This is a genomic window from Actinoplanes palleronii (assembly GCF_016862315.1).
Classification (GTDB): Bacteria; Actinomycetota; Actinomycetes; order Mycobacteriales; family Micromonosporaceae; genus Actinoplanes; species Actinoplanes palleronii.
Map to the genome: position 1 here is coordinate 85,655 of NZ_BOMS01000013.1, position 21,503 is coordinate 107,157.

Sequence of the window (21,503 nt, forward strand, 5' to 3'; positions counted from 1 at the left end):
GGCTTCTCAGTGGGACGCGCAGCAGGGTGTCGGGTCGCGGCGTTCGAACGGGACCAGCCGGCCGCCGGCGGCCGGGGTGGTGACCAGGACCAACTCGCCGGAGCGGAACTGTGGCCGGACGAAATCGTCGGTCTCGACGACCGTCGCCGGGTCGGCCGGGCCGCTGCCGAGCACCTCGACCCGGGCGATCGAGCTGCGCTGCAGGATCTCGCTCACGGTGAGCGCGCCGGTCAGCCGGGAGCTGCCCGGGAACCGGACGGCCCGCCCGGCCGGGCCGGCGGCCGCGAGGTCCGCGGCCACCCGCAGCTCCGGCTCGGTGTCGAAGGTGGCCGGGGTGAGCAGACTGATCGCGACGTGCGGGAACGGCGCCGGGACCAGGTGCGTGCAGGCCAGCACCGGTGCCGGCGCGAGCTCCTGGATCCAGTGGTCGGCCTCGGCCAGGGTGCGATGCCCCAGGCTGACCCCGACGATCCGGGCGGCGGCAGTGACGCCACCCGGAAGGTCGGAGGCACGGAGGACAGCAGTCACCGGGGGAGGACCCAGATCGGGTTGGTGTAGAACCAGAGGTCCTTCCACGGGTCGGCGTCGCCGATCACGTCCAGCTGGGGACCGTACGCGTCGATCGCCGCCCCCATCAGGCCCGGCTGTGTCCGGTTCCCGTCGGTGCCCCGCACCCGGACGTAGAACGGCTTGTCCAACCGGCCCAGGTCGAAGCTGAGCGACACCCGCCCGCCGGTCTTGGTGATCTCGAACGACTTGACCACCCGGGTGTCCGGCGCGACGAACGTGTCCTTGTCGGTGACCGGGCCGGTGACCGAACCGACGATCACGTCGACCCGCTTCAGCGTCGGGATGAACGTCGCCCAGTTCGGCACGTCCTGCAGGTCGATGTCGAGGGTCAGCTCGGTCGAGGTGCCCCGCTTGACCTGCAGCACGCCGCCGAGCGGGGTGCCGGTGTGCGAGCGCCGGTCGCCGGTCTGCCGGACCCGGGCGTCCAGGCCCTTGATCAGGCGGCCGTGGTCGACCCAGACCCGGCCGGCGCGCAGCCCGTCCATCACCGACTTGTAGGAGAACGACGCCGAGCCGACGTTGGTCCGGCCGTAGTAGCCCGGCCAGAAGTCACCGGCCGTGGTGAGGGTCTTGCCGGTGTAGACCGGGTCCTCGTAGCGGCCGTTGACCTCGAAGTTGCTGTTCGGGCCACGGTCGGACTGGTCCTGGTAGACCACGTGCGAGTCGGAGTTGACGGTGATCCACCAGGCTTTGCCCTCGGAGAGCAGGCTGTCCCAGAGGCCGCCGACGGTCGACGTCATCCAGTCGAAGCCGCCCCAGGTGCGGTAGCTCTCCAGCGGGTAGCCGGCGTACGACGCGGCCGACGGGTTGTTGTCGTAGTAGCCACGGGCGCCGCCGCGGCCGTTCGGGGCGGGGATGCCGGAGGCCTGGTGGCCGGGCGCGCCCTCGAAGCCGATCGCCACGGTCGGGTCGGCGTCGCGCCAGTTGCGGATCTCGTGCGGCGAGTCGATGCCGCGCCGGGCCGGGTGGTTGGCCAGGAACAGCGCGCCGTCCACCTTGCGGGCCTTGACCTGCTGGCCGAGGAACTTGATGCCCTCGATCGCCAGGGCCTCGTTCTGCTCGGCGGTGTTGGTGGCCGGCAGCAGCGAGCCGTCGTACGCGTTCTCGAACCGCTTGAGGACGTCCACCTCGTTCTTGCCGGGGTGCACGAAGACCGTGGCGTGCTCGGCGCCCGGGATGTTCCACTCCAGGCCCTGGAAGGTCAGCAGCTCGCGCAGCTCAGAACGGGTCTTGACGATGTCCGGGTTGACCTTGTCCACGCCGATCTTGGCGTGCGTGGCGCTGCCGTGGTCGGTGATGACCAGCCAGTCCAGCCCGTACGCGCGCCCGTGCTTCGCCTGGTCCAGCACCCGGTACTGCGCGTCCGAGCTGTACTGGGTGTGGATGTGGTGGTCCCCGGCGAGCCAGCGGAACCCGCCCTGGACGTTGCCGCCGCCGGGGTGGTCGTGGGTGTGCGGAAGACCGGCAGCCGCCGCGGCACCGGGCCGGGCGAAGACCGACGCGGCCGCCGCACCCGCGCCGAGCAGTCCGGCACCGCGCAGGAAGTTCCGGCGGGACTTGTCCGTGGGGGAGATTTCGGTGTCGGGGATGCTGAGATCGAGAGCCTCGGGGACGTCGGTCCCGGTGGCTGCGTCAGTGACGTGATGATGATCGTGGCCGTGACCCATGACGTGCAATCTCGCTGCACCAGGCCAACGTCCACTGTCGATCCGATGGCCGGGTGACGAACACGCGTCAACCGATGATCGGCCGGAACAGGCCCAGGGCGATCGTCACGGTCAGGATCGTGGCGCAGGTCAGGCCCGCGCCGGCCACCAGCGCGGTGTCCGCCCGGGTGAAGTGCTGCACCCGCGCGTACGTCCGCGGTGTCCCGGCGTCGAACCCGCGCGCGTCCATCGCCACCGCCAGCCGCACCCCGCGCCGCAGCGCCCCGACCAGCAGCGCGAACCCGGTCGAGGCGAACAGCCGCAGCCGGGCGACCGGGTGGTAGCCGGCGTCCACGCCGCGGGCGCGCCGGGCCAGGGTGAGCATCCGCCACTCCTGCCCGAGCAGCGGCAGCAGCCGGAACGCGGCCAGCGCGCCGATCGCGAACCGGGCCGGCGCCTTGGCGTTCTGCACCAGCGCGTCGGCCAGGTCGGTCGGGTCGGTGGTCGCGAAGACCACGATGCCGGGCAGCGCGACCGCGAAGATGCGCAGGATCAACCCGGCCGCCGCGGACAGCACGCCGGTGGTGACGTCCAGCGGGCCGACCGAGAAGAGCAGGTCGCCGCTGTGGTCGGCGGCGAACAGCAGCATGCTGAGCAGCACCCCGCCGGCCGCGACCAGCAGCGGCCAGGCCCGCCGGGCGAGCACCCGCAGGCGTACCCCGAAGAGCGGCAGCACGGCCAGCTCCACCGCCAGGGCCAGCCCCGGGGTGACCGGGTCCAGCGTCACGACCAGCGGCAGCGTGAAGAGCAGCGCGGCGCCCAGCTTGGCCACCGGGTTGCGGCGCGCCAGCGGCGCGCTGGCGTCCGCCACCGTCTCGAAGACCAGGTTCATGGCCGCAACCGGCGAGGCAGCGGGTCCGGTGCGGCTTCGCCGAGGGCGAGGTTTCGATCCGCGAGGGTACGGGTGAAGTCCGCGTCGTGAGTCACCGCGACGATCCCGTGCCCCTCGTCGCGCAGCTCGGCGAGCAGGGCGACCAGCTCCAGCCACGTCCGGCGGTCCTGCCCGAACGTCGGTTCGTCGAGCACCAGCAGCCGCGGGGCGGTGGCCAGCGCGGTCGCCACGCTGAGCCGCCGAGCCTCCCCGCCGGAGAGCGTGTACGGGTTCGCCGCCGCCAGCCGGTCCAGCCGCAGCCGGTGCAGCAGCTCGTCCACGATCCGGCCGACCTCGCCGGGGGAGCGGCCCAGCCGGCGCGGGCCGAGAGCCAACTCGTCGGCGACCCGGGCGGTGACGAACTGGTGCTCGGGGTTCTGGAAGACCGAGCCGATCCGCTGGGTCAGCGTCGCGGCCCGCCACTTGTGCGGGGGCCGTTTGTCGCCGAACGCGGTGACCCGGCCGGCGCTCGGCGCGAGCAGGCCGCCGAGCAGCAGCGCGAGGGTGGACTTGCCGGCGCCGTTCGGCCCGGTCACGGCGAGCACCTCACCGGCGCCGACCGCCAGGGACACGGGCGGCAGGCGACCCGCGACGGTTGCCTGCTCCGTTCGTACCAAATCGGCAGTGGCCGCAACCGTCGCCTTGCGTGGCGTGGCCCGGAAACCCGGCACCCAGACGCCCTCGTCGGCGAGCTTGTCGCCGTAGGCGGCGAAGACCAGTTCGGGCGCGCCGTCGGCGCGCACCCCGCCACCCGGCTCGATCACCACGACCCGGTCCACCAGGGGCAGCACCTCGGCGACCCGGTGCTCGACGACGATCAGCGTGGTGTCCGGTCCGGCCGCCCTGGCGATGGCCTCGCGGATCAGCGTGGCGCCGGCCGGGTCGAGGTTGGCGGTCGGTTCGTCGAGCAGCAGCAGGCCCGGGCGCAGGGCGATCACCCCGGCCAGGGCCAGGCGCTGCGCTTCGCCGCCGGAGAGCGCGGCGGTGGGGCGATTGATCGGGTACGGGAAGCCGACCCGGTCGAGCGCGTCACTGACCCGCGGCCAGATGTCACCGGCCGGCACCCCGCGGTTCTCGCAGCCGAACGCCACGTCGTCGCCGGAGCGGGCCATCACCAACTGGGTCTGCGGATCCTGGAACAGGATGCCGGTGCGGTCCCGGGCCTTGCGCGGCTCCAGCCCGTCGATCTCGATGGTGCCCTCGGCCTCGCCGGAGTCCTCCGGCAGCAGCCCGGCGAGCGCGGCGAGCAGGGTGCTCTTGCCGGCCCCGGAGGGACCCAGCAGAAGCACCCGCTCGCCGTGCCGGATCTGCAGGTCCAGCCCGCGCACGGCCCAGGCGCGGCGACCAGCGTGCCGCCACCCGAACCCCCGGAGCTGAACCTCACCCATGAGCTAGATCAATGCCCGTTCGCGGCCCGCTTCGAACCGGTCCAGGACGCCGGTCGGCGCCAGGGCCCGGACCAGCAGCCACGCGCCGGCGCCGGCCAGCACGGTCGCGCTGACCACGGTGAACAGGGCGTACGGGACCCGGTAGTTCCACAGCGCGTAGGTGTAGGTCCAGACGTACCAGTCGAAGACCGCGGCGACCAGGCCGGCCAGGAAACCGGCGAGCAGGCCGGTCGGCAGCGTGAAGACCCGGTAGCGGAACAGCGCGAACGCCAGCTCCGCGCCCAGGCCCTGCGCCGCACCCTGGATGATCACGGTGGCGCCCCACTTGTTGCCGAGCAGCGCCGAGATGATCGCGGCGACCGTCTCGGTGAAGAACGCCGCGCCCGGCTTACGGATGATCAGCCCGCTGAGCACGGCGGGCAGGAACCACATGCCGTACAGGATGGCCTGCGCGGGCGGGAAGAACAGGAACGCGTTCTCGGTGGCGGCCCAGACGGCGTCCCAGGCCCAGAAGATCACGCCGAACGCGACGGCGATGACCGAGGCGATCACGATGTCGATCGTTCGCCATCTATTCGGATTGGTGGATTTCGTTGTCATGCTTGCCTCCCAGCGGATGCGGGGAGGAGACGCACGCCAGGCGCGGGCAGCGGTGCCCGGGCATGACGCGGCTGGAGAAGACCGAACTTCCTGCGCTGGCATTACCCAGATCAGGTACGAGGGTCTGCGGCATGGCCGCACTCTCAGCGCTGTGCGCTCCCCTGTCGGATCGAAGCTCGTCCGCTGACGCGAACAATCCTCGTTGGATGTGCTTCGATGACGCTAACACCTGGTGTCCGTGCAGCACAGGGGAGGGAGCGTCACATGGAGGTCAAGGCCCGGGGGCTGACGTTCGAGGTGACCGAGGGTGGTCCCGAGGACGGGCAGCCGGTGCTTCTGCTGCACGGTTTCCCGCAGGACAGCCGGGAGTTCGAGCCGCTGTCACCGCGGTTGCACGCGGCCGGTCTGCGGACGTACGCGCTGGACCAGCGGGGGTACTCGCCCGGCGCGCGGCCGTCCGGGGTGTCGTCGTACCGGATCGGCGAGGCGGTGGCCGACGTGGTCGCGGTGCTGGACAGCCTCGGGCTGGAGTCGGTGCACCTGGTCGGGCACGACTGGGGCGCGCAGGTGGCCTGGCTGGTGGCCGGCCGGCACCCGGAGCGGGTGCGCACGCTGACCGCGATCTCGGTGCCGCACCCACGGGCGATGCTGCTGGCGCTGCGGGTCCGGCCGTCGCAGCAGGCCCGGTTCTGGTATTTCCAGGTTTTCCGCAGCGCGATCGCCGAGAAGCTGCTGCTCGGCGGTGGTGCCCTGGTGATGCGCCGGATGCTGGGTGACATCGGGTTCCGGGCCGACCTGTACGTCAAGGCGATGCGCGAGCCGGGCCGGATGACCGCCGCGCTGAACTGGTACCGCGCGTTCGACAACGCGGACGTCGCCGACCTCGGCGAGATCACCGTGCCGACCACGTACGTGTGGAGCGACCAGGACGGTGTGGTCGGGCTGACCGCCGCGCTGCGCACCGCGGACTGGGTGGCCGCCGACTACCAGCTGGTGGCGATGCGCGGGGTCAGCCACTGGGTGCCCGAGCAGGCGCCGAAGGAACTGGGCGACGCCGTGCTGGCACGCATCGGCGTTTGACCATGCGCGGAAGTGGGCAACCTCGCGCGGCATGGCCGCCGAGAAACCCCGTTCCCCTCATGAGACCGAGAAGCAGCGATGGGACCGCAACTTCGCCGACCTGTTGCAGGAGCTGCGGGTCACCCAGACCGGCGTGCAGATCCTCTTCGCCTTCCTGCTGACCCTGCCGTTCTCCAGTGGTTTCCCGAACGCCACCGCGTTCCAGAAGGACGTCTACATGGTGGCGTTGATCAGCGCGGCGTTCGCCACCGCGCTGATCATCTCGCCGGTGGCGTTCCACCGGGCGCTGTTCCGGCAGGGCCGTAAGCCCGAGCTGGTCCGCTACTCGCACCGGATGGCCACCGCCGGGCTGGCCTGCATGCTGGTGTCGATGGTCAGCAGCGTCCTGGTGATCACCGACTACGTGCTGCACGTGCGCTGGGCGATCGTGCTCACCACGATCACCGGCGCATGGTTCCTGATCTTCTGGGTGGTCCTGCCGTTCGTGCACCGCAACTGGGGCGACGACGACGACCAGGACGGCTTCGTGCTGGACGACGCGCCGTCCGTTACGCCCTCGAGCGGCGCAGACCGAGACGCTTGAGTTCCAGCTCGGCGAGCGCGTCGACAGCTGCCGCGTCGCCGGCCCGCCAGCTCTGCGCGATGTCCGGGCCCAGCTTGGCCAGCTCGCTGAGCGGCCGGGAGGCCAGCGCGCGCAGTGCCAGCAGGTCCCGGCCGGCCGGCTCGTCGCGGACCGCGAGCGCCACCGAGGCGCGGCGGATCCAGCGCAGCCGCAGCGGCAGCCAGAGGAAGAACACCAGCGCCAACGGCACCGCGAGGGCCATCAGCGGCAGGATCAGCGCCAGCTGGTCGACCCACTCCTGCTGCTGGTGGCCGGCGTCGGCGAGCGAGCGGGCCGCGTCCGCGGCGCCGGTGAACGGCTTGGTCAGGTCGTCGCCGACAACCGGCACCCGGCCCACCTTGCTCCCGGCCTCGGCCAGGTTGTCGGCGATGCCGCTGCCGGCGCTCTCCAGCTTCTGGCCCGGAACGGCCAGTTTCAGCACCACGTCGTGGATCCAGAGCGCGACCCGGATCGACAGATAGACCCAGAGCACGACTAGCAGGTCGGTGATCAGTTGGCGGACGGCGGTGGGCACGCGGTCGGCGTAGAGCTTCACAAGCGGAAGCTAAACACTCAGCCCTTCGCGGCGCACTCCGGGCACGTCCCGAAGATCTCCAAGGTGTGTGCCACATCCACGAAGCCGTGCTCGCCGGCCACCTTGTCGGCCCAGGACTCCACCGCCGGGCCGAGCACCTCGACGGTCCGCCCGCAGGACCGGCACACCAGGTGGTGATGGTGTCCCTGGCTGCACCGCCGGTAGAGGTGCTCACCGCCGGGCGGGCGCATCACGTCGATCTCGCCGGCGTCGGCCAGCCCCTGCAACGTCCGGTACACCGTGGTCAGACCGACCCGCTCGCCCCGGTCGCGCAGCATCGCGTGCAGGTCCTGCGCGCTGTGGAAGCCCTCGGTCTCGGCGAGCACGGAACTCACCGCGCTGCGCTGCTTGGTGTTGCGCGGAGCGTTGTTCTCCGGGTTCACAGGCGGTTCTCCCTCGCGTGGCTCACGGCATCGGCGACGATGTGCGCGATGTGTTCGTCCACCAGGGAGTATGCGATCTCCCGGCCACGCCGCACACCTCGCACCACGCCGGCCCCGCGCAACACCCGAAGGTGTTGCGAGACCAACGGCTGGGGAGCGCCGAGCTGGGAGACCAGATCGTGCACACAGCGTTCGCCGGAACCGAGCTCCGCGACGATGGCGATGCGGATCGGCGCGGACAACGCCCGCAGCAGCGCGCCCGCGGCCTCGTACGCTTCGTAACCGGTGGCCGTCATGGTGCCGACCACCGTACCGCGCACCCGGCCTCAGGCATGGATCACGACGTCCGGTGGCTCGGCCTGTGCCTGCGGGGCGGCCTTGCGGTGCGGCCGGTGCCAGAGCGCGCCGATCCCGGTGGTGAGCAGGAACGCGGCAAGGGCGATCAGCACCGTGGTGGCGCCCGGCGCGGTGTCGATCTCGCCGGACAGCACCACGCCGGCGCCGGCCGCGCAGACCCCGATCAGCATGGCCAGCGTCATCGTCGAGCGGAACCCGCGGGTGACCTGCTGTGCTGCCGCGACCGGCACCACCATCAGGGCGGAGACCAGGAGCAGACCGACGGTGCGCATGGCGATCGTCACGGTCACCGCGGTCGTCACCGCGAGGAGCAGATTGAGCGTACGCACCGGCAGGCCGCTGACCCGCGCGTACTCCTCGTCGTTGCAGAGCGCGAACAGGGCCGGGCGGAACACCAGCATGGCGATCAGCACCGCCGCGCCCAGTCCGGCGATCACCGCGATGTCCTGCGGCGACGTGGTGATCAGCGAGCCGAAGAGGTACTGCATGAGGCTGGCGTTGCTGCTGTCGTCGGAGAGCCCGACGAGCACCACGCCGCCCGCGATGCCGCCGTAGAACAGCAGCGCCAGGGCCAGGTCGCCGGAGGTGCGCCCGCGCTCGCGGACCAGTTCGACGGCGACCGCGCCGGCCACCGACACCAGCACCGCGGTGAGCACCGGCGACTGATGGGTGAGCAGGCCGACACCGACGCCGGTCAGCGCCACGTGCCCGATCCCGTCGCCGATCAGCGAGAGCCGCCGCTGGACCAGGTAGATGCCGAGCGCCGGCGCCGCCAGCCCGATGATCAGCGCGCCCGCGAGAGCGCGCAACATGAAGGGGTAAGTCAAAAGGTCCATCAGTACGCCTTCGTCCCCTCGGTCGGCGCCCACTCGCAGATGCCGGCCTTCGCCTCGTCGGCGTGCGGGTGCACGTGGTCGTGACCCGGCTCGGCGTGGTGCCCGGCCGGCTCCGGCGGCACACCCTCGTGCGCGATCCGGCCGTCGTGCACCACCACGGCCCGCCCGATCAGCGGCCGCAGCGGGCCGAGCTCGTGCAGCACCAGCATGATCGTCCCGCCGTTCGCGGCGAACTCGGTCAGCGCGCCGGCGAACGCCTCCTGGCTGGCCGCGTCCACCCCGGCGGTCGGCTCGTCCAGCACCAGCAGGTCCGGCTTGCCGGCCAGGGCGCGGGCGATCAGGGTGCGCTGCTGCTGGCCACCGGAGAGGGTGCCGACCGGGTCGCCGATCCGGTCCAGCAGGCCGACCGCGGCGAGGGCCTCGTGGACGGCGGCACGGTCGGCGGCGCCCGGCGGGCGGAACAGGCCGCGCCGGGCCAGCCGCCCGGACGCCACCACCTCGCCGACCGTGGCCGGCACGCCACTGCCGGCGCCGATCCGCTGCGGGACGTACCCGATCCGGGACCACTGGCGGAACCGGCGCTGTGCCGTACCGAAAAGGTCGATCTCGCCGCGGCGGACCGGGACCAGACCGAGAATCGTGCGGATCAGCGTGGATTTTCCGGAGCCGTTCGCGCCCAGCACGGCCACCACGTCGCCGGAGGCGACGCTCAGATCGACGTCCCGCAGGATCTCCCGGCCGTCATAGCCGGCCGCCAGGTGACGCACCTCGACAACGCTCATGATGGTTCACATCCCAACGCCGTGGTGAGCGCGGACAGGTTGGCCCGCATCACCGAGAAGTAGTCCGCGTCCGGGTCGGTCAGGCCCTCCAGCGGATCGAGCACCGCCGTGGACGCGCCCACCTCGCGGGCGATCGTCTCGGCGACCTTCGGGCTGACCAGCGTCTCGAAGAAGATCGTCGTGGTGCCGTGTGCCCGGGCATCGGTGGCGACCTCGGCGAGGCGGCGCGGTGACGGCTCGGCCTCCGGGTCGACGCCGGTGATCCCGATCTGGGTCAGGTGGTAGCGCTCGGCCAGGTAGTGGAACGCGGTGTGGCTGGTGACCAGTTCCCGCCGCTCGCAGGTGGCCAGCCCGGCCGTGAACTCGCCGTCCAGCGCGATCAGCTGGGCGTGCAGGGTGGCGGCGCGGGCGGTGTAGTCCCCGGCGTGCGCCGGGTCGACCTGGGCCAGCCGCGCGGCGAGCCGGTCGCTGATCGCGGCCAGCAGGGTCGGGTCCAGCCAGACGTGCGGGTCGGCGCCGTGCTCGTGCTCGTCGGACTCCTCGGCGTGTTCCAGCGTCACCGCGTCCGCCGCGTCGAACCCCTTGCCGGTGGCGTTCTGCTTGATCGCGTCGTCCACCGCGGGCTGGAAGCCGTGCAGGTAGACCGCGAGCGACGCGTCCGAGATCCGGGCCACCTGGCGCGGGCTCAGCTCCACGTCGTGCGGCTCGGCGCCGGGTTTGGTGAGGTTGGTGACCCGGACCAGGTCACCGCCGACGCGCTCGCTGACGAACTGCAGGGGGTAGAACGCGGCCACCATCGGGATCCGCCCGTCGGCGCTCGCCGGCGCGCCGCAGCCGGCCAGCGCGGCCAGGACGGCCGGCACGAGCAGCGAGGTCAGCAGGCGGCGCATCATGACACCAACTGTGATCGATAATGACAATGATTGTCAAAAGCGCATGGGTCAGAGGATCTTCGCGACCACGGCCACGATCAGCAGGGTCAGCAGCACCACCCGGACCAGCCGGGTGATCGCGGTCTGCACCGGCCAGGTGGTGACGGTGAGCGCGGCCAGCCCGGCCGCGAGCGCGCCGAGCAGCAGCGCGCCCACCACCCCGGGCAGGAACAACCCGGCCAGCAGCAGGACCAGTGCCCCGAGGAACGCGGTGGTCGGATTCACCCGGGCCAGCCGGCGCAGAAAATGGTCGGACGTCGTCACAGCGGCTCCTCCTCGGCGTGCGTACCCTTCGTCACATGCTGGTGCTCAACCGATTCCTGGTCCCGCCGGACACGCACGACGGTTTCCTGGACCGCGCGCATGCCGCGCTCACCGCCCTCGCCGCGTGCCACGGCTACCTGTCCGGCCGTCTCACCCGGGCGCTGGAGGACACCGAGACCTGGATCCTGGTGACCGAGTGGGAATCCGTCGGAGCCTACCGCCGGGCGCTCGGCAACTTCGACGTCAAGGTGCACGCCACCCCGCTGCTCGCGCTGTCGATCGACGAGCCGTCCGCGTTCGAGACCCTGGCCAGTGCCGGCCCGGGGGAGCCGGTCGAGGTCGCCGCCAGCGACCGGGCCGCCGAGCCGTGGCACTGAACATTAGGCTGAACCGATGAGCACGCCGCCCCAGTACCAGCCTCCGGAGTACGCGCAGCCGACCGCGCCCCCTCCGCCGCCCGGTCCCGGGGTGCACCCGCCGTTCCCGGCGCCGCCGGTCGAGGGCCGTGGCCGGCGGATCGGGTTCGGCCTGGGCATCGGTGCAGGCGTGCTGGTGCTGATCTGCGGCGGCGGGCTGGCCGCCGTAATCGGCCTGGGCGTCGCGATGACCGGCGCGGTCAACGAGCAGGCGCAGACCGTGGTCAGCGACTACCTGGAAGCCGTCCAGGACGCCGACTACGACAGCGCGTACGACCAGCTCTGCCAGCGGACCAAGGATCGCCAGAGCCTCGACGAGTTCCGGGACGAGATGTCGCAGCGCGACAAGTTCGACAGTTTCCACGTCGGCGACGTCGATCTGGTCAGCGGTGACGTCCCGGTCGACCTGACCTATCCGGGCGGCAAAGTCGATCAGGTGGAGGCCCAGCTCGGGCAGAACACCAGCACGGGCGCATTCGAGGTGTGCTCTCTAGGGGAGTAACCTCGCTAATCGTCCAAACCACATACCGATACCCCCGCCGACACCCAGCCGGCGTAGGAGACTCATGCCTGCCGACCGTATCGATTCCGTTGTCAGCCTTGCCAAGCGCCGGGGCTTCGTCTTTCCCTCCAGTGAGATCTACGGAGGAACCCGCTCGGCTTGGGACTACGGTCCGCTGGGCGTCGAACTGAAGGAGAACGTCCGTCGCCAGTGGTGGCGGACCATGGTCCAGCAGCGCGACGACATCGTCGGCCTGGACTCGGCAGTGATCCTGAACCGGGACGTCTGGGCCGCCTCCGGTCACCTCGACGCGTTCGTCGACCCGCTGACCGAGTGCCAGTCCTGCCACAAGCGCTTCCGGGCCGACCACCTGGAAGAGGCGTGGGAGGCCAAGCACGGCAACCCGCCGGCCTCGCTGCAGGAGCTGAACTGCCCGAACTGCGGCAACAAGGGCACCTTCACCGAGCCGAAGATGTTCAACGGCCTGATGAAGACGTACCTCGGGCCGACCGAGAGCACCGAGGGCATGCACTACCTGCGCCCGGAGACCGCTCAGGGCATCTTCGTCAACTACGCGAACGTGGCGACCGCGGCGCGCAAGAAGCCGCCGTTCGGTATCGCCCAGGTCGGCAAGAGCTTCCGGAACGAGATCACTCCGGGCAACTTCATCTTCCGTACGCGTGAGTTCGAGCAGATGGAGATGGAGTTCTTCGTCCCGCCGGGCAGCGACGAGGAGTGGCACGAGTACTGGCTGCAGCAGCGCTGGAACTGGTACCGGGACCTGGGCCTGTCCGAGAGCAACCTGCGCTTCTACGAGCACGCCAAGGAGAAGCTCTCGCACTACTCGAAGCGGACCGTCGACATCGAGTACCGCTTCCAGTTCGGTGGCACCGAGTTCGCCGAGCTCGAGGGCATCGCGAACCGCACCGACTTCGACCTGGCGACGCACTCCAAGCACTCCGGTGTCGACCTCTCCTACTTCGACCAGGAGAAGGGCGAGCGCTGGACGCCGTACGTGATCGAGCCGGCCGCCGGCTTGACCCGCGCGGTGCTGGCGTTCCTGCTCGAGGCGTACGACGAGGACGAGGCCCCGAACACCAAGGGTGGCGTCGACAAGCGCACGGTCATGCGGTTCGACCCGCGGCTGGCGCCGGTCAAGGTCGCGGTGCTGCCGCTGTCGCGCAACCCCGACCTGTCCCCGAAGGCCAAGGGTCTCGCCGCCGACCTGCGCAAGCGCTGGATCGTCGAGTTCGACGACTCGCAGGCGATCGGCCGCCGGTACCGCCGGCAGGACGAGATCGGCACCCCGTTCTGCGTCACCGTCGACTTCGACACCCTCGAGGACGACGCGGTGACCGTCCGGGACCGGGACACCATGAAGCAGGAGCGGGTCTCGCTCAGCCAGATCGAGGACTACCTGATCAAGCGCCTGCCGGGCTGCTGAGACGTGTGACGACGCCGGGTGCCGCGAGGCGTTGCCCGGCGTCGTTAATATGGCCCCTTCGTCCACAGTGAAGGGTGTGAATATGTCGAGAAGTTCATGGGGGCGACGCCTGCTGGCCACCGGGGCGTCGATGGTGATCGGACTGACCGCGGTGGCGATCGGCCCCGGCCCGGCGTCCGCGGCGGCGGCCTTCGCCGCCATCGACGCGTCGTCGTTCGTGCTGGACCCGTCGGACAGCTTCCAGCGGTACGGCGACATCGTCAGCCGGATCGAGGCGAGCGGCAAGGTCACCCCGGCCGCGTCACTGGGCGCCGCGATCGACGGTACGCAGGACTTCACGCCGACCTGGGGCCTGTGCCACACCAGCGGCATCGTCTCGACGCTGAGCCCGACCGGCTTCTGCTGGGACGCCGATGACGACGACTGGGCCTCGACCTGGCGCCCGCAGGGTATCTCCGGCTCGTGGGACGCCCAGCCGAACCTGGTCTGGGAGAACCGCAAGATCGCGGTGGCCAGCTGGCACGGGCCGCAGGACAGCAACACGTTCTCCCGGCTCACCTTCGTCGACTACACCAGCACCGCGGCGCTGAAGTTCCGTGACGTGCTGCTGGTGGTCCCGGACTCCACCGGCGGGGTGGACAACTTCCGGACCTTCGACTGGAACCACGCCGACGGCGTCGTCTGGTACGGCAACACGCTCCTGGTCGCCGACGGCGGCCGGCTGCACGCGTTCAGCCTCAAGCACCTCTGGGCGATGACCCGGTCGCAGGAAGAGGTCGGCTTCGGCACGGACGGGACGTCGGCGCCGAGCGGCCGCTGGCACCGGTACGTGCTCCCGCAGGTCGGCGAGTACTACCCGGAGTACACCCCGACCGGCGGCTACGTCGGCTGCTCGTCGATCACCGGCAACCGTCCCTGCCTGAACGCGATCAGCCTGGACCGTCGCGGCAGTGCCCGGGACTCGATGGTCTCCGCCGAGTTCGTCGGCACCGACGCCGCCGGTGGCCGGGCGATCCGCTGGCCGATGAGTTCGGCGACCGCGTTGCCGCTGCTCAGTGCGGACGTCAAGGTGCACGCCGACGAGGCGTACGTCTCGCCGATCTGGCACATGCAGGGTGTGGCGAGCGACGGCACGAACTGGTTCCTCTCCGGCACCTGCGCGGGCGGTAGCGGGACCTGCGTCCACAAGGCCGTGCCCGGTGCGGCCCCGCACCAGCAGGCGCAGGTCAACGGCGGGTTGGAGAACCTGTCCTACCAGCCGTCCTACAACGGCTCGGCACCGCGACTGTGGGGGCTGACCGAGGGCGACAACCGGATCACCTTCAACATCAGCGTTCCCTGACGCGTGGCGTCCCGGCGGCCTCGGGTCAGAACTCGAAGCCGCCGGGGCGGTCGTTGCGGTCGGCGATCAGGCCGGCCAGCACCGCCACGGCGATCTCCGCACCGGTCCGGCTGCCGATGTTCAGCCCGACCGGGCGGTGCACCCGGGCGATCTGATCCTCGGCGACCCCGAGCTCGCGTAGCGCCGCCAGGTGGGGGCCCTCGTGCCGCGGGTTGCCCAGGATGCCGACCCAGCGGGTGGGCCGCTCCAGCGCCTCCTTGAGCAGCGAGCCGATCTCCGGCCGGTGATGGTCGGTGATCAACACGTCGGTGTGCTCGGTCAGCTCGGCGGCCGCGAGGTCGGCGACGAGGGCGTCGCCGTGTGCCCGGGGGGTGCCGCCCAGCCGGTCCGGATCCGGCTCGACCAGGACGACCTGGTAGCCCAGCTCCGCCCCGAACCGGGCCAGCATCTCGGCCACCGGTGACGCGAAGACGGCCACCAGCCTGCGCGGACTCTGCTCATCACTCACGCCCCCGACTCTGCCAGAAGTCCGCCGGAAAAGCACACGTCAAGGGGTCGCACGACACCTTGCCCCGCGCCTATAGTCCTCCGCAGCGTGAAAGACGCGCCGCCGGTCCGTCGACCCGGCTAACCTTCACCCCTGGAGGCACCGATGCCCACCGTGGAAGAGCGTGTGACCCGACTGGAGGAGCGCGTGGACGAGCAGGAGAGGCTCCGCGCCAGCCAAGACCAGGATCTATCCGATGTCGGCCTTAAACTGGCTGCTCAGGACAAATTGCTCAAAGCAGTCGCGAAGACTCAGTCCGAGCACACCGCGACGCTCAGCAGGCACACCACGATCCTCGAGAAGCAGACTGCGGTTCTCGAGGAGCACTCCGCGGTCCTCGACCGGCACACCGCGGTTCTCGAGGAGCACACCGCGGTCCTCGACCGGCACACCGCAATGCACAAGAGTCATGAGGTGGCGCTCGCGCGGCTCTCGCTCGACATGAGTGGCCTGCAGGACGGGATGCAGCGGATGATCGGGATGCTGGACACGCTGATCGAGCGCGGCGCCGACCGCTGACCCACCGGCCGATTCGGGGTTGCCGGGCTGGGCGTGTCACCCTAGAGCGCGTGACCGCACCGCTCATGCTCGGCAACCACACCGTCAACCCGCCCGTCGTGCTCGCCCCGATGGCGGGGATCACCAATGTGGCGTTCCGGCGGCTCTGCCGGGAGCAGGGCGGCGGTGTCTACGTCTGCGAAATGATCACCACCCGGGCGTTGGTGGAGCGGATCCCCAAGACGCTCAAGATGATCGCGTTCGCCGAGGACGAGGGTTTCCGCAGCCTGCAGCTCTACGGTGTGGACCCGGACGTGACCGCGGCCGCGGTCCGGATGGTCGGCGAGCACAACCTGGCCGATCACGTCGACCTGAACTTCGGCTGCCCGGTGCCGAAGGTGACCCGCCGCGGTGGCGGCTCGGCGCTGCCCTGGCGGCGCAAGCTGTTCGGCCGGATCGTGCGGCAGGCGGTCGAGGCGGCTTCCGCGTACGGCATTCCGCTGACCATCAAGATGCGCAAGGGCATCGACGAGGACCACCTGACGTACGTCGAAGCCGGCCTCACCGCGCAGGACGCCGGTGTCGCCGCGGTGGCGCTGCACGCGCGCACCGCCGAGCAGCGCTACTCCGGTGAGGCCGACTGGGACGCGATCGCCACTCTCAAGCAGGCGCTCGACGTGCCAGTGCTCGGCAACGGCGACATCTGGGAGGGTTCGGACGCGCTGCGGATGGTCGCGCACACCGGCGTCGACGGTGTGGTCGTCGGCCGCGGCTGCCTGGGCCGCCCGTGGCTCTTCGCCGACCTGGAGGCCGCGTTCACCCAGGGCGCCGGCTACCAGCCGGTGCTGCCCACCCTCGGCGAGGTCGCGAAGATCATGTCGCGGCACGCCCAGCTGCTCGTCGAGGCGCTGGAGGACGAGCGGCACGGCTGTGCCGACTTCCGCAAGCACGTCGCGTGGTACCTGAAGGGCTTCCCGGTCGGCGGTGACCTGCGCCGCAGCCTGGCGATGACCTCCTCGCTGACCGAGCTGGACGACCTGCTGGCCAAGCTCGACCCGGCCATTCCGTTCCCGCCCGAGTCGCTGGGCCAGCCGCGCGGCCGGATCAACGCACCGGGCAAGGTCTCCCTCCCGCACGGCTGGCTCGACTCCCGCGACGACGACATCGTCCCGGAGGGCGCCGAGATGGAAGACTCCGGCGGCTGACGAAGCTGGCTGGTCCTCAGGGGTGCCTCCGCGATGCGGAGGCACCCCTGAGAGCCAGCCGGGACCGGAGCCGCGCTGCGGCCCGGTGGTGCGCGGAGGTCGCGCGGCCTCACGGGCGGGACTCGGCTCGTAGCCTGCGGACAGGCGCTCCGTACGCGTACCCAAGGGGGTTGTGAAAAGCGGCCCGGGGTCAGATGCGGCCGGTGCGGTGCAGCTGGATGGCCACCACGATCGTGGCTATCAGGAGCAGGGCGGCGATCACCGTGGCGGTGATCTTCGCGGCGCTGTACGGGCGCTCGCCGGCGACCTCCGCGGTCCGGCCGTTGACCAGGACGTTGAAGGTGCGGCCGGCGTGCAGGTAGCACGCGATCCAGACCGGTAGCAGCATCAGCTTGAAGGTCAGGTCGTGGTATTCCGTGTCGACCGAGTGCACCCGCTGCTCGTCGCCGCCGATGTCGCGCTTGCAGTCGTCCTCGATCACCGAGGCCATCCGGGACTTCGCGGTGTCCAGCCCGGCCTCCGGCTCGACGTCGTAGCGCAGCGTCTCGTGGCCGGCCAGGTAATCCGGCCGGTACGGCTCGGCGTCCGGCAGCGGCCACGGCTCGAGCGCGTCCAGGTGCTTCGGCATCACCCGGGTGGAGCCGGTCACCAGTACGTCGTCGAACGTCCGGGAGACCACGCCGTTCGCCGACCACCAGCGGGTCTTCTGGACCTGCCGGGTCTTCGTCTCGCCGTTCTCGGTGTAGCTCTCGGTCTCCCAGTAGTGGTCGCCGCGCTCACCCCGGTACGCCGAGACGGTGTTCGCGTCGTACGTCCAGTGCGGCAGGTACGAGCTGTGCGACGACTCGGCCTCGCTCACCCGCTTGAGGCTGTTCGGCGCGAACCACCGCGACGACGCCCACCCCCGCAGCGCCTCCCGCAGGGCCGGCCGGTCGATCAGGAACGGCAGCACCGCCTCCGGCACGACCTGCTCGCCGGAGGTGACGTCGGCGACCAGCGCCGCACCGCAGAACTGGCACCGCTCGGAGATCTTGTCGCTCTGTGTCACCGCGCCACAGCCCCGGCAGGTGAAGACGTGCGGCGTCAGGGTGGCGATCGGCTTGCGCGGCAGGCCGGTGAACGCGGCCCAGGAGTGCTCGCGGATCGCCCGGTCGGCCGCCGCGACCGGTGTCTCGGTGCCGCAGTACGGGCACTTCAGCACGGTCGTGCCGGGGGCGAACTCGAGGCTCGCCCCGCAGCCGGAACACGGATATTGCGTCTGGGTCTGCTGGGACACGGTCAGCCCTGCGGGGGCAGCGGCGGCGGCACCGCGGCGAAGACGGCGCTCAGCTCGGGCACCTGCCCGGCCGCGGTCCAGCCGGCCAGCCCGTTGCGCCAGACCAGGGTCTCCCGGGTGAGCGCGCCGGACGAGGCGTGCCCGGTCAGCGCGGCCACGTCGAACGGGCCCTGCTGCTGGCCGCCGATCGCGGCGAACCACTCGCCGACCGGCAGCGGCGGCGGCCCGGCGGCCGGCGGTGCGGCGGCCGGGGTGTTCATCGACTGGGTGGCGCGCTGCCCGGCGGCCATCCCGATGCCGATCCCGAACGCGTCGCCGGCGCCGCCCGGGTTCTTCGCGGCGTCCTCGATCGCGTTCGCGGTCTGGAACTTCGTATACGCGTCCAGGTTGCCGACCACGCCCATCGAGGTGCGCTTGTCCAGCGCCTCCTCCACCTCCGGCGGCACCGAGATGTTCTCGATGATGAACCGGGGGATCGCGATGCCGGACGGCGCGAGCTCGTCGGTGAGCACCGCGGACAGCGTGGTGCCGATGCTCTGCTGTTTGGCGGCCAGGTCGAGCAGCGGCACGCCGGACGTGGCGAGCGCGCTGCCCAGGTGGCTGACGACCAGCTGGCGCAGGTATTCCTGGACCTCGGCGGTGCGGAACTGCGGGTCGGTGCCGACCAGCTCGGTCAGCAGCCGGGCCGGGTCGGACACCCGCATCGCGAAGCTGCCGAACGCCCGCAGCCGGACCGCGCCGAACTCCGCGTCCCGGACGATCACCGGGTTCTGCGTGCCCCACTTCATGTCGGTGAACTGCCGGGTGTTGACGAAGTACACCTCGGCCTTCCACGGCGAGTCGAAGCCGTACTTCCAGCCCTTGATGGTGGACAGGATCGGCAGGTTCTGCGTGGTCAGCGTGTGGGTGCCGGGCGGGAAGACGTCGGCGATCGTGCCCTCGTTCACGAAGACCGCGGTCTGCGACTCCCGGACGATCAGCTTGGCGCCCATCTTGATCTCGTTCTGGTACCGCGGGAACCGCCAGACGATGGTGTCCCGGCTGTCATCGAGCCACTCGATGATGTCGACCAGCTCACCCTTGAGTTTGTCCCAAAGACCCATGCCGGCTCCTGCTCTCGCGCGCGTACCGAAGGTGGTGCGGCGCCGACCGTATCAACCAGCGGCGAGACCCGCCGCTACCAGGCGGAAAACCGACTCACCAGGAGCAGCGGAACGGCGGTCAGGGCGACCAGCACGGTGAGCGGCAGGGGCAGGGCGAACCCGGCGTAGAGCGCCAGGGCGCACAGCTCGGCGCCGAAGCCGCTGATCGACAGGACGGTGGTGCGCGCCGCGGATCCGATGGTGTCCTGCAGGCGGGTCCCGGCGTGCACCGTCGCGTACTGGAGCAGCCCGAACGCGGCCGCGACGGCGACCAGGCCGGCCAGGTGCGGCACCAGGGCACCGAGAGCGATCAGCGCGGCCGCCAGGGCCAGCGGAAGGGCCGGACCGCGGACCTGACGGCGGGCGGCCAGCGCACTGCCGCCGGCCATGGCCAGGGCCGTCAGAGCGAAGAGCAACGGTACGACCGGAGTACCCGCCCCCTTCTCCCGGGCGAGCAGCGGCAGGTACTCGTCGAGCGCCGAGAAGCCCGGCACCGCGGCGGCCACCAGCAGCGCCCGCAGCACCACCCGGCTGCCCCGCACCTGGCGCAGCGCGGAACGCAGCGGGGCGGGTGGCGTGCCGGCTGAGGTCGTACCCCCGAGGGGTTCTTCCGGAAGGCGGAGCGCGAGCAGACCGCCTGCCGTGACCGTCGCCATGCTGATCGTGCCGACCAGGAGGTACCCGCCGCGAAGCCGGGATAACCGGGCCAGAGCAGCCAGCAGCCGAACCCGGCCGCGGTGACCAGCTCACCGAGGGCGTAGACGCGTTTGCGGGACCAGCGATCGGCGAGCGCGCCGGCCGGGATCTCGCCCGCGAACGTGACCACCGACCAGATCGCGAACAGCGACGAGATCGCGCCGGTGGTGAGCCCGGCGTCGGCGAACAGCAGCGCGTAGACCGGGTAGAGCGGCACACCCTCGGCGCAGGCCCGGGTGAGATACAGGTGTCAGCGTCAAACCGGATGCATGCCCTCAGTCTGCCGCACCGGTCAACGCAGTTGGGCCTCGTCGGCCGCGGCCCGGCCGGAGTCCCAGCCCTCGAGGCTGTGCACCCGGCTGGCCCGGGCCCGGACCGTGGTCGGGAAGACCCGGTCCATCGCGGCGCGCACCTGCACGTCCCGGCTGCGCAGCACCGGCAGCAGGTCGCTGTGCCCCTCGAACTCGCGCTCGGCGGCCTGCCGCAGCCGCTCGCCGATCCGCACGCCGTAGGCGACCAGGAACGACCGGCGGAACGCCTTCACCCGGGCCTTGCCCTTGGCCGGCTCGTCCCGGGTCATCGCCTTGTTCGCCTGCACCAGCAGCGAGGTGTAGAGCAGCTCGACCGCGTCGATGTCGGCGTCGAACCCGAAGATCGTGGTGAAGCCCAGCTCCGGCGACCAGACCGTGCGGCACGCGTTGGCCTTGGCGATCGCGTCGAGCAGCCCGGCCTTCTCGTTCTCGTAGGGGTGATCCACCCCGATCCGGCGGGCGAACGGCACCACGTCCACGGCCGGCGCGGTGACCTCCTCGATCCGGTACCGGGTGATCAGCTCCTGCGCCTTCGCGCTGTACGCCTCCGCCTCGGCCGGGAAGTCGGTCGCCTCGGCCTTCGCCAGCAGGGCACGCACCCGGTCGAGCAGCCGCCGGTCGGCGTGCTGGTGCACGACCGTCGCGGGGGTGCCGGGCGGCGGGACCAGGATCTCGATGCCGGGCAGAAGCCGCAACTCGGCCAGCAGTCCGAGGGACGCGTCCAGGACCGCGATCCGATCCGGCTTGCGGCCTTCGGCCGATTTTATCTGTACGACCTGGTCACGCCAGCCGTCGTCAACCGGATCCTTGCCGACCAGGAACGCGGCGGCCGCCTCGGCGACCACCCGGCCCTGGATCGGGTCACCCCGTCGTGCGATGACCCGGTGCAACTCGGCCGGCTGCCACCCGTCGCGGAACAGCCTGTCGAACTCACCGTCCAGCGCGGTGGCCAACGCCGCGTCGGTCTCGGCGGCCGGCGCACCGGTCAGCAGGTCCAGGGCTGTCTCATGATCGAGATCTCCGGCCCGCACACGTTCGAATATCTCCCGGGCCGACATGCCGCAAATGGTAGTGGCCAGGCCCGGGTTCCCCCGGTCAGGGCCCGCTGACTTTAAATCTGCCGAGTTTTGTGGCGGGGAGGGCGGTGCGAGCCCTCCCC

At 71.1% G+C, this 21,503-nt stretch carries 25 protein-coding genes, 1 pseudogene and 1 riboswitch; of the genes and pseudogenes, 8 read left to right on the forward strand and 18 right to left on the reverse strand.

Features of this window, described 5'->3' with window-relative positions:
• Positions 1–6: 6 nt before the first annotated feature.
• The 5 genes from Apa02nite_RS03745 to Apa02nite_RS03765 all read right to left on the reverse strand — a co-directional run bounded on the left by Apa02nite_RS03745 (position 7) and on the right by Apa02nite_RS03765 (position 5,135).
• On the reverse strand, positions 7–528 hold the full coding sequence (locus Apa02nite_RS03745; protein WP_203823846.1) for a hypothetical protein: 522 nt from the start codon (positions 526–528) through the stop codon (positions 7–9).
• Positions 525–2,237 (reverse strand): CehA/McbA family metallohydrolase domain-containing protein, encoded by a 1,713-nt coding sequence (locus Apa02nite_RS03750; protein WP_203823847.1) that lies wholly within the window; start codon positions 2,235–2,237, stop codon positions 525–527. The genes Apa02nite_RS03745 and Apa02nite_RS03750 overlap by 4 nt, the downstream gene beginning before the upstream one ends.
• Positions 2,238–2,304: 67 nt before the next feature.
• Positions 2,305–3,108, reverse strand: a complete 804-nt coding sequence (locus Apa02nite_RS03755) for an energy-coupling factor transporter transmembrane component T family protein (RefSeq protein WP_203823848.1) — start codon at positions 3,106–3,108, stop codon at positions 2,305–2,307.
• Complete coding sequence (locus Apa02nite_RS03760; protein ID WP_067683958.1) at positions 3,105–4,535, reverse strand: ABC transporter ATP-binding protein; 1,431 nt, start codon at positions 4,533–4,535, stop codon at positions 3,105–3,107. The genes Apa02nite_RS03755 and Apa02nite_RS03760 overlap by 4 nt, the downstream gene beginning before the upstream one ends.
• A gap of 3 nt (positions 4,536–4,538) precedes the next feature.
• Positions 4,539–5,135, reverse strand: coding sequence for an ECF transporter S component (locus Apa02nite_RS03765; RefSeq protein ID WP_203823849.1), 597 nt, complete (start codon positions 5,133–5,135; stop codon positions 4,539–4,541).
• 69 nt (positions 5,136–5,204) lie between these two features.
• Positions 5,205–5,308, reverse strand: a riboswitch (TPP riboswitch).
• A gap of 91 nt (positions 5,309–5,399) precedes the next feature.
• Here Apa02nite_RS03765 and Apa02nite_RS03770 point away from each other — a divergent pair.
• The gene (locus Apa02nite_RS03770) at positions 5,400–6,215 is read left to right on the forward strand and encodes an alpha/beta fold hydrolase (protein WP_203823850.1); all 816 of its coding nucleotides are present in this window, start codon (positions 5,400–5,402) and stop codon (positions 6,213–6,215) included.
• A gap of 31 nt (positions 6,216–6,246) precedes the next feature.
• The gene (locus tag Apa02nite_RS03775) at positions 6,247–6,798 is read left to right on the forward strand and encodes a DUF6328 family protein (protein ID WP_203823851.1); all 552 of its coding nucleotides are present in this window, start codon (positions 6,247–6,249) and stop codon (positions 6,796–6,798) included.
• On the opposite strand, the gene Apa02nite_RS03780 is transcribed toward Apa02nite_RS03775, so the two are convergent.
• From Apa02nite_RS03780 to Apa02nite_RS03810, 7 genes are read right to left on the reverse strand one after another with little or no spacing between them, the layout of a single operon-like run.
• A complete protein-coding gene (locus Apa02nite_RS03780) occupies positions 6,764–7,372 on the reverse strand; it encodes a hypothetical protein (RefSeq protein WP_203823852.1) in 609 nt (202 codons plus the stop codon). The two genes, Apa02nite_RS03775 and Apa02nite_RS03780, sit on opposite strands and share 35 nt — an antisense overlap.
• 17 nt (positions 7,373–7,389) lie before the next feature.
• Positions 7,390–7,794 (reverse strand): Fur family transcriptional regulator, encoded by a 405-nt coding sequence (locus Apa02nite_RS03785; RefSeq protein WP_067683944.1) that lies wholly within the window; start codon positions 7,792–7,794, stop codon positions 7,390–7,392.
• Positions 7,791–8,090 (reverse strand): ArsR/SmtB family transcription factor, encoded by a 300-nt coding sequence (locus tag Apa02nite_RS03790; RefSeq protein ID WP_067684212.1) that lies wholly within the window; start codon positions 8,088–8,090, stop codon positions 7,791–7,793. The genes Apa02nite_RS03785 and Apa02nite_RS03790 overlap by 4 nt, the downstream gene beginning before the upstream one ends.
• Positions 8,091–8,120: 30 nt before the next feature.
• Positions 8,121–8,987 carry a metal ABC transporter permease gene (locus Apa02nite_RS03795; protein WP_067683942.1) on the reverse strand — a complete coding sequence of 289 codons (867 nt, stop codon included), beginning with the start codon at positions 8,985–8,987 and terminating at the stop codon, positions 8,121–8,123.
• A complete protein-coding gene (locus tag Apa02nite_RS03800; RefSeq protein WP_203823853.1) occupies positions 8,987–9,769 on the reverse strand; it encodes a metal ABC transporter ATP-binding protein in 783 nt (260 codons plus the stop codon). The genes Apa02nite_RS03795 and Apa02nite_RS03800 overlap by 1 nt, the downstream gene beginning before the upstream one ends.
• Positions 9,766–10,662 carry a metal ABC transporter substrate-binding protein gene (locus Apa02nite_RS03805; protein WP_203823854.1) on the reverse strand — a complete coding sequence of 299 codons (897 nt, stop codon included), beginning with the start codon at positions 10,660–10,662 and terminating at the stop codon, positions 9,766–9,768. The genes Apa02nite_RS03800 and Apa02nite_RS03805 overlap by 4 nt, the downstream gene beginning before the upstream one ends.
• A gap of 48 nt (positions 10,663–10,710) precedes the next feature.
• The gene (locus tag Apa02nite_RS03810; RefSeq protein WP_203823855.1) at positions 10,711–10,965 is read right to left on the reverse strand and encodes a DUF6703 family protein; all 255 of its coding nucleotides are present in this window, start codon (positions 10,963–10,965) and stop codon (positions 10,711–10,713) included.
• A 35-nt stretch (positions 10,966–11,000) separates the two neighbouring features.
• Here Apa02nite_RS03810 and Apa02nite_RS03815 point away from each other — a divergent pair, with 35 nt between their 5' ends.
• The 4 genes from Apa02nite_RS03815 (at position 11,001) to Apa02nite_RS03830 (ending at position 14,669) form a co-directional block, all read left to right on the forward strand.
• On the forward strand, positions 11,001–11,342 hold the full coding sequence (locus Apa02nite_RS03815) for an antibiotic biosynthesis monooxygenase family protein (protein WP_203823856.1): 342 nt from the start codon (positions 11,001–11,003) through the stop codon (positions 11,340–11,342).
• 16 nt (positions 11,343–11,358) lie between these two features.
• Positions 11,359–11,883 carry a hypothetical protein gene (locus Apa02nite_RS03820; protein WP_203823857.1) on the forward strand — a complete coding sequence of 175 codons (525 nt, stop codon included), beginning with the start codon at positions 11,359–11,361 and terminating at the stop codon, positions 11,881–11,883.
• A 64-nt stretch (positions 11,884–11,947) separates the two neighbouring features.
• A complete protein-coding gene (locus Apa02nite_RS03825; protein ID WP_203823858.1) occupies positions 11,948–13,327 on the forward strand; it encodes a glycine--tRNA ligase in 1,380 nt (459 codons plus the stop codon).
• An 82-nt stretch (positions 13,328–13,409) separates the two neighbouring features.
• Entirely contained in the window at positions 13,410–14,669 is a 1,260-nt protein-coding gene (locus Apa02nite_RS03830) for a hypothetical protein (RefSeq protein ID WP_203823859.1), read from the forward strand.
• Positions 14,670–14,694: 25 nt separating this feature from the next.
• Here the strand turns inward: Apa02nite_RS03830 and Apa02nite_RS03835 are convergent, their stop codons facing one another.
• Entirely contained in the window at positions 14,695–15,177 is a 483-nt protein-coding gene (locus Apa02nite_RS03835) for an XdhC family protein (protein WP_203823860.1), read from the reverse strand.
• 144 nt (positions 15,178–15,321) lie between these two features.
• On the opposite strand from Apa02nite_RS03835, the gene Apa02nite_RS03840 reads away from it, so the two are divergent.
• Both Apa02nite_RS03840 and dusB read left to right on the forward strand, forming a co-directional pair.
• Positions 15,322–15,735: a hypothetical protein gene (locus tag Apa02nite_RS03840; protein WP_203823861.1), complete on the forward strand. Its 414-nt coding sequence runs from the start codon at positions 15,322–15,324 to the stop codon at positions 15,733–15,735.
• A gap of 65 nt (positions 15,736–15,800) precedes the next feature.
• Complete coding sequence (dusB, locus tag Apa02nite_RS03845) at positions 15,801–16,919, forward strand: tRNA dihydrouridine synthase DusB (RefSeq protein ID WP_067684207.1); 1,119 nt, start codon at positions 15,801–15,803, stop codon at positions 16,917–16,919.
• Between the two features lie 190 nt (positions 16,920–17,109).
• Here the strand turns inward: dusB and Apa02nite_RS03850 are convergent, their stop codons facing one another.
• From Apa02nite_RS03850 to Apa02nite_RS03865, 5 genes and pseudogenes are all read right to left on the reverse strand, one after another.
• Complete coding sequence (locus Apa02nite_RS03850) at positions 17,110–18,195, reverse strand: TFIIB-type zinc ribbon-containing protein (protein WP_203823862.1); 1,086 nt, start codon at positions 18,193–18,195, stop codon at positions 17,110–17,112.
• 2 nt (positions 18,196–18,197) lie between these two features.
• Positions 18,198–19,298, reverse strand: coding sequence for an SPFH domain-containing protein (locus Apa02nite_RS03855; RefSeq protein ID WP_067683923.1), 1,101 nt, complete (start codon positions 19,296–19,298; stop codon positions 18,198–18,200).
• A 74-nt stretch (positions 19,299–19,372) separates the two neighbouring features.
• Positions 19,373–19,993, reverse strand: coding sequence for a hypothetical protein (locus Apa02nite_RS03860; RefSeq protein ID WP_239164100.1), 621 nt, complete (start codon positions 19,991–19,993; stop codon positions 19,373–19,375).
• Between the two features lie 89 nt (positions 19,994–20,082).
• A pseudogene (locus tag Apa02nite_RS52295) lies at positions 20,083–20,250 on the reverse strand (MFS transporter); the annotation flags it as partial.
• Between the two features lie 75 nt (positions 20,251–20,325).
• Positions 20,326–21,402, reverse strand: coding sequence for a DUF2786 domain-containing protein (locus Apa02nite_RS03865; RefSeq protein ID WP_067683915.1), 1,077 nt, complete (start codon positions 21,400–21,402; stop codon positions 20,326–20,328).
• Positions 21,403–21,503 lie beyond the last annotated feature (101 nt).

What these genes read in the sequence shown, in the direction of transcription:
- Apa02nite_RS03770 (WP_203823850.1), top strand. Translation starts at nt 5,400, where the DNA reads ATGGAGGTCAAGGCCCGGGGGCTGACGTTCGAGGTGACCGAGGGTGGT.
- Apa02nite_RS03755 (WP_203823848.1), bottom strand. Translation starts at nt 3,108, where the DNA reads ATGAACCTGGTCTTCGAGACGGTGGCGGACGCCAGCGCGCCGCTGGCG.
- Apa02nite_RS03765 (WP_203823849.1), bottom strand. Translation starts at nt 5,135, where the DNA reads ATGACAACGAAATCCACCAATCCGAATAGATGGCGAACGATCGACATC.
- Apa02nite_RS03820 (WP_203823857.1), top strand. Translation starts at nt 11,359, where the DNA reads ATGAGCACGCCGCCCCAGTACCAGCCTCCGGAGTACGCGCAGCCGACC.
- Apa02nite_RS03775 (WP_203823851.1), top strand. Translation starts at nt 6,247, where the DNA reads ATGGCCGCCGAGAAACCCCGTTCCCCTCATGAGACCGAGAAGCAGCGA.
- Apa02nite_RS03830 (WP_203823859.1), top strand. Translation starts at nt 13,410, where the DNA reads ATGTCGAGAAGTTCATGGGGGCGACGCCTGCTGGCCACCGGGGCGTCG.
- Apa02nite_RS03860 (WP_239164100.1), bottom strand. Translation starts at nt 19,993, where the DNA reads ATGGCGACGGTCACGGCAGGCGGTCTGCTCGCGCTCCGCCTTCCGGAA.
- Apa02nite_RS03795 (WP_067683942.1), bottom strand. Translation starts at nt 8,987, where the DNA reads ATGGACCTTTTGACTTACCCCTTCATGTTGCGCGCTCTCGCGGGCGCG.
- dusB (WP_067684207.1), top strand. Translation starts at nt 15,801, where the DNA reads ATGCTCGGCAACCACACCGTCAACCCGCCCGTCGTGCTCGCCCCGATG.
- Apa02nite_RS03840 (WP_203823861.1), top strand. Translation starts at nt 15,322, where the DNA reads ATGCCCACCGTGGAAGAGCGTGTGACCCGACTGGAGGAGCGCGTGGAC.
- Apa02nite_RS03865 (WP_067683915.1), bottom strand. Translation starts at nt 21,402, where the DNA reads ATGTCGGCCCGGGAGATATTCGAACGTGTGCGGGCCGGAGATCTCGAT.
- Apa02nite_RS03805 (WP_203823854.1), bottom strand. Translation starts at nt 10,662, where the DNA reads ATGATGCGCCGCCTGCTGACCTCGCTGCTCGTGCCGGCCGTCCTGGCC.
- Apa02nite_RS03815 (WP_203823856.1), top strand. Translation starts at nt 11,001, where the DNA reads ATGCTGGTGCTCAACCGATTCCTGGTCCCGCCGGACACGCACGACGGT.
- Apa02nite_RS03790 (WP_067684212.1), bottom strand. Translation starts at nt 8,090, where the DNA reads ATGACGGCCACCGGTTACGAAGCGTACGAGGCCGCGGGCGCGCTGCTG.
- Apa02nite_RS03760 (WP_067683958.1), bottom strand. Translation starts at nt 4,535, where the DNA reads ATGGGTGAGGTTCAGCTCCGGGGGTTCGGGTGGCGGCACGCTGGTCGC.
- Apa02nite_RS03825 (WP_203823858.1), top strand. Translation starts at nt 11,948, where the DNA reads ATGCCTGCCGACCGTATCGATTCCGTTGTCAGCCTTGCCAAGCGCCGG.
- Apa02nite_RS03750 (WP_203823847.1), bottom strand. Translation starts at nt 2,237, where the DNA reads ATGGGTCACGGCCACGATCATCATCACGTCACTGACGCAGCCACCGGG.
- Apa02nite_RS03800 (WP_203823853.1), bottom strand. Translation starts at nt 9,769, where the DNA reads ATGAGCGTTGTCGAGGTGCGTCACCTGGCGGCCGGCTATGACGGCCGG.
- Apa02nite_RS03855 (WP_067683923.1), bottom strand. Translation starts at nt 19,298, where the DNA reads ATGGGTCTTTGGGACAAACTCAAGGGTGAGCTGGTCGACATCATCGAG.